11 protein-coding genes are annotated in these 13,875 nt (G+C 44.4%); 1 reads left to right on the top strand and 10 read right to left on the bottom strand.

Annotation, left to right across the window (positions count from 1 at the left end; genetic code table 11):
* Positions 1–68: 68 nt before the first annotated feature.
* From IGI88_RS13315 to IGI88_RS13290, 6 genes are all read right to left on the bottom strand, one after another.
* Positions 69–1,496 (bottom strand): 6-phospho-beta-glucosidase, encoded by a 1,428-nt coding sequence (locus tag IGI88_RS13315; RefSeq protein ID WP_086296957.1) that lies wholly within the window; start codon positions 1,494–1,496, stop codon positions 69–71.
* Positions 1,497–1,512: 16 nt separating this feature from the next.
* Positions 1,513–3,384, bottom strand: a complete 1,872-nt coding sequence (locus tag IGI88_RS13310) for a beta-glucoside-specific PTS transporter subunit IIABC (protein WP_087664918.1) — start codon at positions 3,382–3,384, stop codon at positions 1,513–1,515.
* 116 nt (positions 3,385–3,500) lie between these two features.
* A complete protein-coding gene (licT, locus tag IGI88_RS13305) occupies positions 3,501–4,337 on the bottom strand; it encodes a BglG family transcription antiterminator LicT (protein ID WP_429960640.1) in 837 nt (278 codons plus the stop codon).
* Between the two features lie 228 nt (positions 4,338–4,565).
* Positions 4,566–5,612, bottom strand: coding sequence for a hypothetical protein (locus tag IGI88_RS13300; RefSeq protein WP_429960639.1), 1,047 nt, complete (start codon positions 5,610–5,612; stop codon positions 4,566–4,568).
* 349 nt (positions 5,613–5,961) lie between these two features.
* Entirely contained in the window at positions 5,962–7,071 is a 1,110-nt protein-coding gene (locus IGI88_RS13295; RefSeq protein ID WP_086296968.1) for an NADH-dependent flavin oxidoreductase, read from the bottom strand.
* A gap of 171 nt (positions 7,072–7,242) precedes the next feature.
* Positions 7,243–7,614 carry a MarR family winged helix-turn-helix transcriptional regulator gene (locus tag IGI88_RS13290; protein WP_016613534.1) on the bottom strand — a complete coding sequence of 124 codons (372 nt, stop codon included), beginning with the start codon at positions 7,612–7,614 and terminating at the stop codon, positions 7,243–7,245.
* A 321-nt stretch (positions 7,615–7,935) separates the two neighbouring features.
* On the opposite strand from IGI88_RS13290, the gene IGI88_RS13285 reads away from it, so the two are divergent.
* Positions 7,936–8,595 (top strand): hypothetical protein, encoded by a 660-nt coding sequence (locus IGI88_RS13285; RefSeq protein ID WP_086316370.1) that lies wholly within the window; start codon positions 7,936–7,938, stop codon positions 8,593–8,595.
* 43 nt (positions 8,596–8,638) lie between these two features.
* Here the strand turns inward: IGI88_RS13285 and IGI88_RS13280 are convergent, their stop codons facing one another.
* The 4 genes from IGI88_RS13280 to IGI88_RS13265 all read right to left on the bottom strand — a co-directional run bounded on the left by IGI88_RS13280 (position 8,639) and on the right by IGI88_RS13265 (position 13,871).
* On the bottom strand, positions 8,639–10,015 hold the full coding sequence (locus tag IGI88_RS13280) for a TrkH family potassium uptake protein (RefSeq protein ID WP_429960638.1): 1,377 nt from the start codon (positions 10,013–10,015) through the stop codon (positions 8,639–8,641).
* Between the two features lie 77 nt (positions 10,016–10,092).
* The gene (locus IGI88_RS13275) at positions 10,093–10,722 is read right to left on the bottom strand and encodes a V-type ATP synthase subunit D (protein ID WP_008378868.1); all 630 of its coding nucleotides are present in this window, start codon (positions 10,720–10,722) and stop codon (positions 10,093–10,095) included.
* On the bottom strand, positions 10,703–12,100 hold the full coding sequence (locus tag IGI88_RS13270; protein WP_429960637.1) for a V-type ATP synthase subunit B: 1,398 nt from the start codon (positions 12,098–12,100) through the stop codon (positions 10,703–10,705). The genes IGI88_RS13275 and IGI88_RS13270 overlap by 20 nt, the downstream gene beginning before the upstream one ends.
* Positions 12,084–13,871: a V-type ATP synthase subunit A gene (locus IGI88_RS13265; protein ID WP_194188382.1), complete on the bottom strand. Its 1,788-nt coding sequence runs from the start codon at positions 13,869–13,871 to the stop codon at positions 12,084–12,086. The genes IGI88_RS13270 and IGI88_RS13265 overlap by 17 nt, the downstream gene beginning before the upstream one ends.
* Positions 13,872–13,875 lie beyond the last annotated feature (4 nt).

The raw sequence follows: 13,875 nt of genomic DNA, 5'->3' as shown, positions 1-13,875 counted from the left end.
GCTGCTTCCATGAGCAGTTCTGTTCCGCTGGCGTTTCTTTCCTTAATGATAATCGTTAGTTAACTGGCTTAAGCCAAGTCTTCCCCATTTGAGGCAATCACTTTTTTGTACCAATAAAAGGATTGCTTTTTGCTGCGGGCTAATGTGCCATTGCCTTCATTGTCGCGATCGACATAGATATAGCCATAGCGTTTCTTCATTTCTCCGGTTCCTGCAGAAACCAAATCGATACAGCCCCATGAAGTATAGCCCAACAGTTCCACACCGTCTTGGTCAATCGCTTCTTTCATCGCAGCGATATGCGCACGTAGATAGTCGATGCGATACACATCATTGATTTTTCCATCTTCGTTTGGCGTATCCACCGCTCCTAGACCGTTTTCGACGATGAAAAGCGGCTTTTGGTAACGATCATAGAGATCATTCATCGTGATTCGCAAACCAAGCGGATCAATCTGCCAGCCCCATTCTGACGCTTCTAAATACGGGTTTTTAATGGTCGGGAACAAGTTGCCTTCCGTTTTCTCAACACCGGAATCTTCTGAAGCAGCAACCCGAGAGGCATAGTATGAAAAGGAAATAAAATCGACGGTATGGGCTTTTAATAAAGCCGCATCTTCGGCGGTTCGTTCCAAAGTGATTCCTTTATCAGCTAGCATCTTCAAACCATAATTTGGATATTCTCCTCGCGATTGCACATCGATAAAGAAATAGTTGCCGCGATCGCTTTTTTTGCTTTCCCAGACATCTTTCGGATTGCAGCTGTAAGGATAATAACTAGCCGCAGCCAGCATACAGCCAACTTTATTTTCTGGATCGATCTCGTGGGCGATTTTTGTTGCCAACGCACTTGCGACTAATTCATGATGAGCAGCTTGGTATTTAATTTGTTCTTCATTTTCGCCTTCAGCAAAGGTCAGCCCAGCACCGAGAAATGGGGCATGCAAAATCATATTAATTTCGTTAAAGGTCAGCCAGTACTTCACCAATCCTTTGTATCGAGTGAAGATCGCTCGACAAAGGTTTTCATAAAAGGTGATCATCTTACGGTTGCGCCAACCGCCATATTCTTTGATCAAATGGATCGGACAGTCAAAATGAGTGATCGTCACCAAGGGTTCGATTTGGTATTTACGGCACTCTAAAAAAAGTTCTTCATAAAAGCGCAAGCCTTCTTCATTAGGGGTTTCTTCATCCCCCTTCGGAAAAATTCTTGACCAAGCAATCGATAAACGATAGGTTTTAAAGCCCATCTCCGCAAACAAGGCGATATCTTCTTTGAAATGATGGTACATATCGATCGCTTCTTTGGCTGGATAGAAATACCCTTCTTCAAAAGCAAGCATCTCACGCTTGCCGGTAATAACTGCTCGGCGGTCCTTGCCAGTCGGAATTACATCGACATTGGCAAGCCCACGCCCGCCTTGATTAAACCCGCCTTCACATTGATTGGCGGCTGTTGCACCGCCCCATAAAAAGTTTTCTGGAAATCCCATGTCTTATTCTCCTTTTTTAGCCGATCACTTTGATGATTTGATCGCCAAACGTAATCGGGCCACTGTTAGCCGTCAAAATGTCCCCCACTTCAGTACTGTTGGTGATAACGATCGGCGTGATTACTGGATAGCCTTTTTCTTTAATAAATTCAATATCAAACGTAATCAATGGATCCCCGACTGTCACTTTTTGCCCTTTTTCTACTTGATAGGCATAGCCTTCACCATTTAATTGCACTGTATCGATCCCCACGTGGATCAATAGTTCAATGCCTTCCTCACTGGTCAAGCCAATAGCATGTTTTGAATCAAAGACTGCTGTGACAGTCCCGTTTACTGGAGCTAGCACTTCTCCGACGGTTGGCTCAATCGCTACCCCTTGGCCAAGAATCTCTTCCGAAAACATGCCGTCATTGACTGCTTGCAAGCTTTTTAGTTCCCCTTTTAAAGGTGCTTTGATCTCTGCGCCGCTGATTTGATGTGCGGGTTCTTGCGCTTTGTCTGTCGGTGTTGCTTCAGGTGCTTCTTCTGTGACAGGGTCTTTGTATAAGAATAATGTCGCAATAAATGTGATCACGATACTGATTGCCGCACCGATACAAGCATTGGTCAAATGACGTAAGGTGTCATCGCCGATATAGCTTGGCAAAGTCAACAGGCCTGGTGATCCGCCTGAGAAATTGCGGACACGCATGATTCCCATAAATAGACCACCAAATCCGCCACCGATCATTGCTGCATACAAGGGTGTTTTAAACCGCAAATTGACCCCATACAACGCCGGTTCAGTAATGCCGAATAGCCCAGTCAGACCAGCAGAAAATGCCAGTTGTTTAATCGTAGAATCTTTTGATTTAAAACCAACGCCGATAGCTGCAGCTCCCTGACTGACGTTTGAAGCCAGCATGCCAGGGTAGATCACTGTGTCATAACCTGTGGTCATCCGGTTGTTGATACCGATAGGAACCAATCCATAGTGGGTACCAGTTGCCACGAACAATGGTGTGAAGGCGCCAATCAGTAATGGAACGATCCATGGGCTAACCGTTTCTAAGGCTTGGATCCCTGTAGAGATCGCTTCACTGATCATGTAGCCTAGAGGGCCTAAAGCAACTAATGCTACTGTCCCTACGACGAAGATCGTTAGCAACGGTTTGCTGAAGAATTTGATTGCTTTTGGCGAGACTTTATCGGCGATCGGTTCAACGTAAGACATAAACCAAACACTCAAGATGATTGGGATAACCGATGATGAATAACTCACTGGTGAAATCGGCAAGCCGAATAAATGGATGCCGCCGCCTGCCTCATTGACTGCTGTCACCATCGCGATAAAGTTCGGATGGAGTAAAATCCCCCCTACCATCATAGCTAAATACATATTGGCTTTGAATTTTTGTGCAGAAGAAGCAGCCAGCAAAATTGGCAAGAAGTAGAACGCCGCATCCGCCATAAAGTTTAATATTTGGTAACTTTGACTCTCTGCCGTCAAGACATTGAAGACCACTAGCAATGAAAGAACCGCTTTTAGCATCCCAGCTGCCGTGATGGCTGGTAATATTGGAGTGAAGATCCCGGTGATCGTATCGATGACTTTCGCAACACGTCCACGATCGTCTTCTACTGTTTCTTGGTCACTAGTCAAATTGGTTTGGGCAGTGATTTCGTTGTAGACATTGCCAACATCACTACCGATGATTACTTGGTATTGCCCACCTTTATTGACCACACCCATGATCCCTGGTGTATGTTTTAAAGTACTTTCTTGGGGTTTGCTATCATCTTTCAAGTTGAAGCGCAAGCGTGTCGCACAATGGGTCAAGCTTTGGATATTTTCTTCCCCACCAACATTGGTGATGATCGTTTTTGCTAACTCTTTGTAATTCATGTCGTTCCTCCTATTTTGGTCTTTCGCTTGTTTTTTGTGTGTCAAACCATAAAAAAATACCTAAACAAACCCCTTGGGAGTTCATTTAGGTATAGCCTGCCAATCCAGTAACAATCCTAAGCACTTGTTATTCGTTTGATGTGTATAGTTAAATAGATCAATTCGTCTTCTTCTAACGGTCTACCGAATTCTTTGTTGATGTAGTCACTGATTTTCAACGCACACGCATATTCCTTCATGTATCGGTCTTTCAACATAAAAATAAAACTGCCGGTTCCTGCATCATCGAGCTTTGTACCGCTGAATAAGCGCTGGACAAAAAATTTCAAATGGGTCACAAAGCGTTCGTAGTTCAATGAATACTCATCAAGCTCCATTGAAAAATGATATTTGACGATGTTTAGGATATGCTGAATGATCTTCGCCATTTCCGATACTTGACTGACCTGCGCCATATCCAACTCAGCATTGACAATGTGCAGAGCAATGAAGCCGGCTTCATCTTCCGGCAGCTCGATCGCCAAGCGATTTTTAATGATCGATAACGCTTCTTTGCCAATGAGGTATTCATGGTTATAAAACCGCTTGATCTCCCATAGCAAGGCATTATTAATTTCCATGCCGTTTTGATAGCGCTCGATAGCATAATTGATATGATCGGTCAGCGTCAGAAACAATTTTTCGCTCAACTTTTTCCCAAGGGAAACTTTTGCAAAACTGATGATCTCATTCGCTGCTTGAATATGTTCGATAGGGATAGAAGAAAGTAATTGGGTTAGTTTTGTGACATTCCACTCTTGTGTACTGAGATAGACTTTTTCAATCTTGGTATCGTCGATCGCATCGCCCGGCTTTTTCTTAAAGCCTAAGCCTTTGCCCATGACGACCAATTCTTGTTTTTCCTCATTCTCAGAAATCACAATGTTGTTATTGATCACTTTTGTTACGTTCATTTTAACGACCCAATTCTTCTTTAGATTTCTTCACACAAAAAAATAGGTATAGCCCGCCTAAAGCGGTAACAATCCTCAGAGCCAGTGTAGCATGAGAAAAATCACTCGTCAATGGGGATTTTCAACCGCTTGTTTAAAAGCAGAAAACAGCGCTGCTGCCATTTGAATCTTCGGCAGAACGCTGTTCACTGGTTTATAAATCACTAGCTCTCTTGATGAGAGGTAAAATTAGATACGGTTTTCGTGGTCAGCAGTTTTAACTAAGTTTGCTCCCACCATACCACCGATTGACGTAAGAGCGAGTCCTAAGACCATTGCCACAAAGCCCCAAATAGACGCTTTGGCTGTTGCATCACTTGCTTCTTCCGCTTTTTGACGAGCGTCTTCCACTGCTTGGTCAATGTCTTGTTTGGCTTGTTCAAGATTTTGTTGTGCATTTTCGATTTGTTTTTGTGCTTCATCAGAAGCATCTTGTAAGCCGTTCACGATATTGTTCGTTGCTTCTTCCGCTTCTTGTTGGCTTAGATCTGTGTTTTGAGCCACTGCATTTGAGATTGCTTCTTTATCGACTGAATCACCGATCGTTGTAGCACGATCTTGTAATTTGCTTGCTAAATCATCAATGATTTTATCAGCATCATTTGGATTGGTTGCAATGTCTTTGCCGGCATCTTTGATGTCGTTCGTCGCATCAGACAATTGATTTTGCAAGTAGTCTGGTTGCAATTCAGGAACATCGGTATCTTGTAAAACATCATTGACATTCGCTTGTAATTCATCTGTATTGACGTCTTCAATGTTTCCTGTTATTTCATCGAAGGCTTTTGAAGCGACATCGCCAGCACCTGAGGCAACTGTTTCAACGCCACTGCCAACAGCAGAAGCAACGTTTCCTAAAAGTGAACCGACTACAGAAAATGCACCGATCGTTAAGTAAGAGAGCATAACCATCATCACGATCATACTAGTTGCCCATGTTAAGAAACCATGAACCAATCCAACACGTCGAGCCGCCACACCTGAAACAAAACCTGCACCGAATAATGCCAAGACAAAGGTAATGACTGTCCAAATCAATAATCCTGTACCCACACCATCTAATGGATTATTTGATGTTGGTTCCACCAAACCAAAACCGATTGCTGAGCCGATCATTGACAGTGTCATGAACAATGCGATAAATGTTACGACCCCTGCAAAGATAGAACCCCAAGACAAATTATAGCCTGCCTCCCGCTCATCTGAACCTAAATAATTTCTGAATCCTTTTTTCATCATTACATCCCCTTTTTGTTTTTTTAACCTGTATTCAGTCTAACAACTGATTGTTTTTTTATCAATCAACTCGACTTGCGCTATCTTTTTGTAAGAAAAATGAATGATTCTGAATTGTTTGACTATTTATTAAAATAAAACAAAAATTCATTCATGTATTTTAACTAAAAAAATCTTTCCACGCTCTTTCTTCCGATCACAGGCTTGTTTCTCACAGTCTTCTGCTGATTCGTCATTTTGAAGCTAGCAGGGTTTCACTAGAGAAAAAACAGCTCTTCTCAATGTGTCACAAATGAGTAGCGATCACAAAAAACCACCTTTGCCCGAGGCAAAGGTGGTTGTCTGCTTATTATTCTTCATTTAGTCGATCTGGCATCATGTTTTCCATAAAACCCCAAACGCCATTTTGTAATACGAGTTCCTCACGTTCGTAAGTAGAAACCGTGGTGCGGATCAACTCATCTTGACCGTCTAAGACTTTTTGTCCCCAATGAGGATCGATCAACAATGCCCGCCCCACTGCAACAAAATCTGCATGTTCTAGCAAGCCCGCGGCATCTTTCGACGTTCGGACATCCCCTACACCAATCAAAGGAACCCGCTGAGCGATTTTTTCATAGACATACGCCAACATCGATTTTTCTTGATACGCTTTTGAAATCGATTTACGGGTATAATCCGCAAGAGAAATGTGCAGATAGTCTAATCCTTTTTCTGCCAGTTGGTCCACTAAGAACAACGTATCTTCAAAGCGAATCCCTGGTTCTTCGAATTCTTCCGGTGAAAACCGATAACCGACGATAAACTCCTTCACACCTGATTGGTCTACTGTTTCCAATACTTCATCGACGAGCTTCTCAATAAAACGATAACGGTTCTCTAGTGAGCCACCCCATTCATCGGATCGACGATTTGAGTGAGGAGAAAAGAATTGTTGAATCAAATACGTATTGGCTCCGTGGAGTTCTACGCCATCAAACCCCGCCTTGATCGCCCGTTCGGTAGCTTTTTTAAAGTTTTCAATAATCGCTAATATCTCATCCACCGTAACTTCTCGGGGAACTTGGGCATTTGGTCGTTCAGCTGCAACCGCGCTGGCGGATATGGGTTGTGTGCCTCGTAGAACTGAGTCATCCGTCATCCGACCGGCATGAAAAATCTGTAAAATGGCTTTGGTCCCATTTGTTTTGATGGTGCTGGCTAATTTGCTTAATCCAGGTAAAAAGGCATCGTCATAAGCGCCTAATTCCCCTTCCCAGCCCTTGCCATCTTCTTGGACATTGGCTGCCGCTGTGATGACTGCTCCGACTTCCCCAGAGCGTAAGCCATAGTAAGCCAACTCATCTTTCGTAATCACCCCATCAAAGAAGGACATCTTGGTCGTCATTGGTGCCATAATGATTCGATTTTTCAACTGTAATCCGCGCTTAAATGTTGCTTTGTCTGTTACATTTCGCATGGGTTTCCCACCTTTTCCATTGGATTCATTTCGCTTTGTAAATCTGACTGGCTTGGTTACCTAAGGAGATCCTTAAAGCAAATCGGTGCATTTTTTTCTCTTTTGCCAAAATATACATGCACATGCATCTATATTACAAAAGAATCAAGGAGAAAACAAGTGAAACCTTCTTTAGTCTAGCATTTCCTCCAAGACTTTTTCAAAAACGACTTTAGAACGCTGCAGTTTCTTTTCCCCTGATTGGGTCAAATCAATATAGATCCCCCGCTTATCCTCTTGACAAGAATGCCGTTCGATCACACCACACAAATTGTCTTCCATGCGCATGATCATGCGTGACATCGCACTTTGACTCAAATCAAAATGGGCGATCAAATCGTTGAGGCGCATGCTATGATTGGGGGTCTTTTCTAAGTAATAAAGCACGTAATACTCATTCAAAGACAGATTGCTTTCTGCTTTGAGGGCTTGTTCCAAGCGAGCTTCGATCGCTTGATGCTGATTCGTGAAGGCTAACCATTGGCCCATCCGTTCTTTTTCCATCCTCTTCACCACCCCATTCTCCTATACCAAGGTATTTTAATCTAGATCCCTGCGTTACGCAAGCCGCCAGAAAGATTCGCCACTATGGCTGAAACTTTATTATACAAAACTAGCCAGCTGCTGCGGACGTTAATGAATATTTTATGATAGAATTGACGAAAAATTCAGCAAAAACTTCCTATTCTTTTTCAGTGTTCTGGATTACAATATCTTTAACATTAAAGAATATTTAAACGCTATGTCAGCAAAATTGTGCATTCCGACACAATAGTTTGCTTGTTTTAGATGCTTTAGTATTCTAAGGAAAGGATGAAGTAAACAATGAAAAAAACATTTTCTTTGATTGGCACACTGACGCTCGTCAGTTTGGGGCTTTTGACAGGCTGTAACAACGAAAAAGATACCGCGCAATCAACAAGCGAGCTAAGTCAGAGTCGTGTGTCTACTGAAAGCAAACAAAGCACGACGGCGCAAACGACTGAAAGCAGCTCCTTAGCGTCAAGCTCCACTTCAAAAACTTCAACCACAAGCCAGCAATCGACGGATCACTCTGACGCAACGCAAACAACAGCAAGCTCAGTATCCACCAATGAGTTTCCATATGCCGTTGATCTTTCCCAATATGGCCCTTCACTGACTTTTTATTTCCATGGCGTCAATGTACCAGATGCTGTCACGATTCAAAATACGAGCCCATTGATCATTTCGATCGGCGACAGCGCAAGCTATGAAGCACAAGTCGATACGATCGCAACAAAAGAGATTCGCGTGTTTTCTGCGAAAAACAATGAGATTCGCACAGTAAAAGTGAACACTCAGTTGACCTTTTCGAAAGGGATCACTTCCAATGGAAATCCTGATTTTAACCAAAACCTGTACCTATTTACAAATAAAGAGGGTGGTCTATCTTTAATCACACCAAATTATGCGGGGAATGTCAGCGATGACCAACGAGATGTGATGTTAGAAGTACTTCAATAAACGAAAAACAGGGAAACGAAGCGTGCTTCGTTTCCCTGTTTCGTTACCCGATCATCACGGTTTCATCAGGATATTTGTAGCCAGCTTCTTGTTTGTTGGCGTTTTTCATCAATGAAAAAGCAACGGTCATGATGCCGACTCGACCAATGAACATCAAAAAAATGATCAGTAGTTTGCCAAAAACCGACAAGTAAGGCGTCAACCCCATGGTCAACCCCACGGTTCCAAAAGCGGAAAAAACTTCAAAAGCAATGGTTGGCAACCCAAAGTTTGGGGTTTGCGGCATACGCTCAGTGATCGACAATAAGAAAATCGCTACGAAGCATAACGTCAAGGTAAGAAAGAACAACGTAAAGGCACGCGATACAGCAGATTCTTTGATCGTGCGACCGAACACTTCCGCTCGACTGCGCCCTTTCAATAAACTGCGGATCTTGATGATCAAGACTGCAAACGTCGTTGTCTTCAATCCCCCAGCCGTTGATCCAGAGGTCCCGCCGATATACATTAAAATCATCGTCAGCATCAAGCCTGCTTGACTCATTTGTCCGTAATCAATACTGAAAAATCCCGCGGTTCTTGGGGTGACCGCTAAGAAGAGGTATTGGAAAAAACGTTCGATGACCGAGTCACCCGTGATCAACTGTGAATTGGCTTCGGTCAAAAAGAACCCTGCCGTTCCAAAAACCACCAAAACGATCATAGCGATCCATGCCAAGCGACTATGCAGGGACCGTTTTTTGGACGCCGTATGCAGGAGATCGAACCAAACGAGAAACCCAAGACCGCCGGCAATGATCAAGAAACTGATAATCCCCAGCACAAATGGGTCATTTTGAAACCCTACCATGCTGTTGCCGAACAAATCAAACCCAGCATTACAAAAGGCCGAGATCGCATGAAAAACGCTGTACCAAAGGCCTTGCTCCCAACCAAAACGGGGCACGAATGCAAAAGCCAGCAAGATAATCCCGCTGACTTGGATCAAAAAGGCGATCCGAATCAGGTACCATGCCAAATGGATCTCTCCAGACATCCGATCCAGGTTCAATGATTCCCGCAAAATCATCCGGGTACTAAGATGGACTCTTTTTCTCGCCAAGATGTAAAAGAAGACGGGAATCGACATGAAGCCGATCCCACCGATCTCAATCAACATCAGCAAAATCCCTTGGCCCCAGAGATTGTAATGGTCGGCTACTGTCAAGGTCGAAAGACCCGTCACGCAAACAGCCGATGTGGCAGTAAACAGTGCATCTAAAAAGTTGGTACCTTCACCACTTTTGGTGACAGCCGGCAGCATCAGTAAGCCAGTTCCTGCCAATATCAGCAAAACGAAGACCAGTGTGACGATCTGCGGAATCAAAAAGCGTTGCGATGCCAGCTTTTTTTTCAAACGATTTCTTTTTTTCATTTTCATTTCCTTTGACCTTTTGCAAAAACCAATGGCTTGGTAATCATAGTTTATTGCAGTTGTTTTTCACTTATCATACCATTTTATTTTGATTTATTCTTCACTTTGATCATTCTTGTTACGTTTGCTCGTTCATTTTCTTCCAGCCGCATTTTGATTCCATAAATGGCTTCTTCCAGCTCGGGAATCGTCAAATATTCTAGGGCATTGACGCGTCGGCGAGTACGTTCGATTTCCCCTGCCATCAATTGACAGGTCTTTTCGATTTCCGTTAGCTCCAACAGCTTCGGCATGGCGTCGGTAAAACGGGCGACCGCATTATCTAACGGAACATTGGAATTCAAAAAGCCATATTCGATCGGCGCTTGCATCACCGTATCGTCATAATCAAAATGCATCACTGGCACTTCCACACTCATGATATTTTTCGTGGATAACTCAAGGGAGACCTCAGTTGCTGGTAAAATAAACATTTCTTCAATGTATTTTTCATTGATCGTGGCATTGGCTAAGCGAAATGCCTTCATGGCACGCTGCAATTGTTCTTCTACTTCTTTACGCAAGTGGTCATTCTTTTTGATCAATTCAATAAATTGACGCATGAGTTCGTCTTGTTTGTCTTTTAATAATTTATGTCCGCGTTTGGCTGTCGCCAATTGTTTGCTGAGGCGCGACAGCTCCATGCGGGTTGGATTAACGGTTTTTTGCGCCATTGTTCTCCTCTCCCGGTAAGTATTCCGCCAGTAAGGCATCGCTGATCCGCTTCAGCTCGACTTTTGGCAGCATCGCCAATAATTCCCACCCTAATTCCAAGGTTTCGATAATCGAGCGGTTGGTGCGATACCCTTGGTTCAAGTATTCATTTTCGAAGCGTTCCGCAAATTTGGCATAGGTTTTATCTACTTCCGACAATGCCGATTCTCCTAAAACGACTGCCAATTCCTTGGCTTGCTTTCCTTGAGCATACGCAGAAAACAACTGGTTCATCGTTGCGGCATGGTCTTTACGTGTCTTGCCTTCGCCGGTCCCTTTATCTTTTAACCGTGACAATGACGGCAAGACATCGATGGGCGGCTGGATACCGTTTTTATACAAATCACGAGACAAGATGATTTGTCCTTCGGTGATATAGCCGGTCAAATCAGGAATCGGATGGGTTTTGTCATCTTCTGGCATGGTCAAAATCGGCAGCTGGGTCACTGAACCTTTCAAGCCGCGAATCCGTCCAGCACGTTCATATAACGTGGATAGATTGGTATATAGATACCCAGGATAGCCGCGACGTCCTGGCACTTCACGACGAGCAGAGGAGATCTCCCGCAAAGCTTCACAGTAGTTGGTCATATCCGTCATGATCACCAAGACATGCATGCCCTTTTCATAAGCCAAGTATTCGGCCGCCGTCAGTGCCATTCGGGGAGTAGCGATCCGCTCGATCGCTGGGTCATTGGCTAGATTCATAAAGACGACAGAATGGTCGATGGCGCCCGTTTGACGAAAATCTTCCATGAAATATTCAGCTTCTTCAAAGGTGATCCCAATGCCAGCAAACACAACAGCGAAATCATCTTCTGAATTCAACACTTGTGCTTGACGCGCAATTTGCGAAGCCAATTCTTTATGAGGCAGACCAGATCCAGAAAAAATCGGTAGCTTTTGTCCCCGAACGAGCGTATTCAAGTGGTCGATCGATGAGATCCCCGTTTGAATAAACTCATCAGGATAATCCCGCGCTGCTGGATTAATCACTTCGCCGTTGATGTCCATAAATTTTTCTGGGACGATCTCTACTCCGCCATCTTTGACCCGACCTAAGCCGTCAAAGACTCGTCCGATCATTTGCTCGGAAACGCCTAATTCCAAAGGATGTCCTAAAAAGCGGACCGCAGATTCTCGCAAATTGATCCCGCCGGTTCCTTCAAAAATTTGGACCAACGCTTTGTCTTCTTGGATCTCCAGTACTTGTCCTTTCCGCGTTTCGCCGTTTTGCATGCGGACTTCGATCAACTCTTCGTATTTGACACCGGAGACGCGATCGACGGCCATCAATGGTCCGACGACTTCTCCAATCGTTTTATATTCCTTGATCATCAGTGCGGTCTCCTTTCTGTAAAATTTCTTTCATCGTTGCTTTGATCTCTTGATGCAAAGCAGGAATTTTTGCTAATTCCGCTTCAGGCAGGTACTTCATACGTGCCACTTTGTCTCGCAATTCTTCGGTCCCTGCATAAATTTCTGAAAGATAGGCACCTAGTGTCAACGCATCTTCCGCTTCTTTGTGGAGTAGCAAGATCGTTTCCAGCATTTTGAACTGCTTTTCACGAGAGGTAAACGTATCGACATCGTCAAAAGCGTTTTGCTGCAAGAAATCTTCTCGCAAAGACTTGGTGGTTTCCAGCAATAACTGATCTTTTTCGGATAAAGCGTCGATGCCGACAAGTCGCACGATCTCTGACAACTCAGATTCTTTTTGCAGCATCCGCATGGCTTCTGTTACTTGTTTGGACCAATCTACTTGCATTTGTTGGTCTAAAAAGGCACCCAATTCGTTTTCGTATAAAGAATAGCTCTTCAACCAATCGATCGATGGAAAATGACGCTTTTGCGCTAAGGTGGCATCTAAGCCCCAAAAGACTTTAACAACCCGCAACGTATTTTGGGTAACTGGTTCTGAAATATCACCGCCTGATGGTGAAACAGCGCTGATGGCAGTGATGCTGCCTTCTTGATCAGAACCTAAGCAAATCGCTTTTCCAGAACGCTCATAATACTCTGCCAAGCGGCTGCCTAAGTAAGCCGGATACCCTTCATCCCCGGGCATTTCTTCCAGACGACCAGACATTTCCCGCAGTGCTTCTGCCCAACGTGAGGTGGAATCCGCCATGATCGCCACGGAATACCCCATGTCTCGGAAGTATTCCGCAATCGTGATCCCAGTATAAATCGACGCTTCCCGAGCGGCTACCGGCATATTGGAGGTGTTAGCGATCAACACGGTTCTCGCCATTAAAGATTCACCACTGCGAGGGTCGATCAACTCTGGGAACTCGTTCATTACATCGGTCATTTCATTGCCGCGTTCGCCGCAGCCGACATAGACGACTAGGTCGACATCCGCCCATTTGGCGATTTGGTGCTGAACGACAGTCTTCCCTGCACCAAAAGGTCCTGGAACGGCTGACGCCCCGCCTTTAGCGATTGGAAAGAAGGTGTCGATCACTCGCTGGCCAGTAATCATTGGTTCGACTGGATTCAGTTTTTGCTTTACAGGACGACTATGACGAACGGGCCATTTTTGCAGCATCGTGAAAGACCGTTCTCCTTTGGGGGTATCTAAAACATAAATCGTTTCATCGATCGTAAATTCCCCCGCATAAACAGCCTTGACTGTTCCTGAAACGCCATGAGGAACCATGATCTTGTGATTGATCAACGGTGTTTCTTGCACGGTGCCGATGACCATCCCGGTACTGACTGTTGCGCCGACTTCCACGGTCGGTACAAAAGGCCACTTTTTCTCATGATCCAACGCAGGCAATTGCACCCCACGCGACAAGAAGTTACTTTGGGTGACAGACATGAAGGTTTCTAAGGGACGTTGGATGCCATCAAACATTTGTGACATGATCCCAGGCGCCAATTCTACGGATAGCGGTTCACCGGTGGTTTCGACTGGTTCACCAGGTCCGATCCCGGACGTTTCTTCATAGACTTGGATCGAAGCGACGTCGCCGCGCATTTCGATGATCTCACCGACCACGCCTAAATCTCCTACATAACAGATATCTTCTAAACTTGCATGGCCCATATTTTTGGCTAACACCAATGGACCGGATACTTTAATAATTGTTCCTTTTTCCACAACA

Origin of the sequence: Enterococcus sp. AZ179 (genome assembly GCF_050498885.1) — a bacterium.
GTDB lineage: Bacteria > Bacillota > Bacilli > Lactobacillales > Enterococcaceae > Enterococcus_D > Enterococcus_D entomosocium.
This window is presented reverse-complemented; position numbering and strand designations above follow the sequence as displayed.

Coding starts and splice junctions, on each gene's coding strand:
- IGI88_RS13315 (WP_086296957.1), bottom strand. CDS start 1,496: ATGGGATTTCCAGAAAACTTTTTATGGGGCGGTGCAACAGCCGCCAAT.
- IGI88_RS13310 (WP_087664918.1), bottom strand. CDS start 3,384: ATGAATTACAAAGAGTTAGCAAAAACGATCATCACCAATGTTGGTGGG.
- licT (WP_429960640.1), bottom strand. CDS start 4,337: ATGAACGTAACAAAAGTGATCAATAACAACATTGTGATTTCTGAGAAT.
- IGI88_RS13300 (WP_429960639.1), bottom strand. CDS start 5,612: ATGAAAAAAGGATTCAGAAATTATTTAGGTTCAGATGAGCGGGAGGCA.
- IGI88_RS13295 (WP_086296968.1), bottom strand. CDS start 7,071: ATGCGAAATGTAACAGACAAAGCAACATTTAAGCGCGGATTACAGTTG.
- IGI88_RS13290 (WP_016613534.1), bottom strand. CDS start 7,614: ATGGAAAAAGAACGGATGGGCCAATGGTTAGCCTTCACGAATCAGCAT.
- IGI88_RS13285 (WP_086316370.1), top strand. CDS start 7,936: ATGAAAAAAACATTTTCTTTGATTGGCACACTGACGCTCGTCAGTTTG.
- IGI88_RS13280 (WP_429960638.1), bottom strand. CDS start 10,015: ATGAAAATGAAAAAAAGAAATCGTTTGAAAAAAAAGCTGGCATCGCAA.
- IGI88_RS13275 (WP_008378868.1), bottom strand. CDS start 10,722: ATGGCGCAAAAAACCGTTAATCCAACCCGCATGGAGCTGTCGCGCCTC.
- IGI88_RS13270 (WP_429960637.1), bottom strand. CDS start 12,100: ATGATCAAGGAATATAAAACGATTGGAGAAGTCGTCGGACCATTGATG.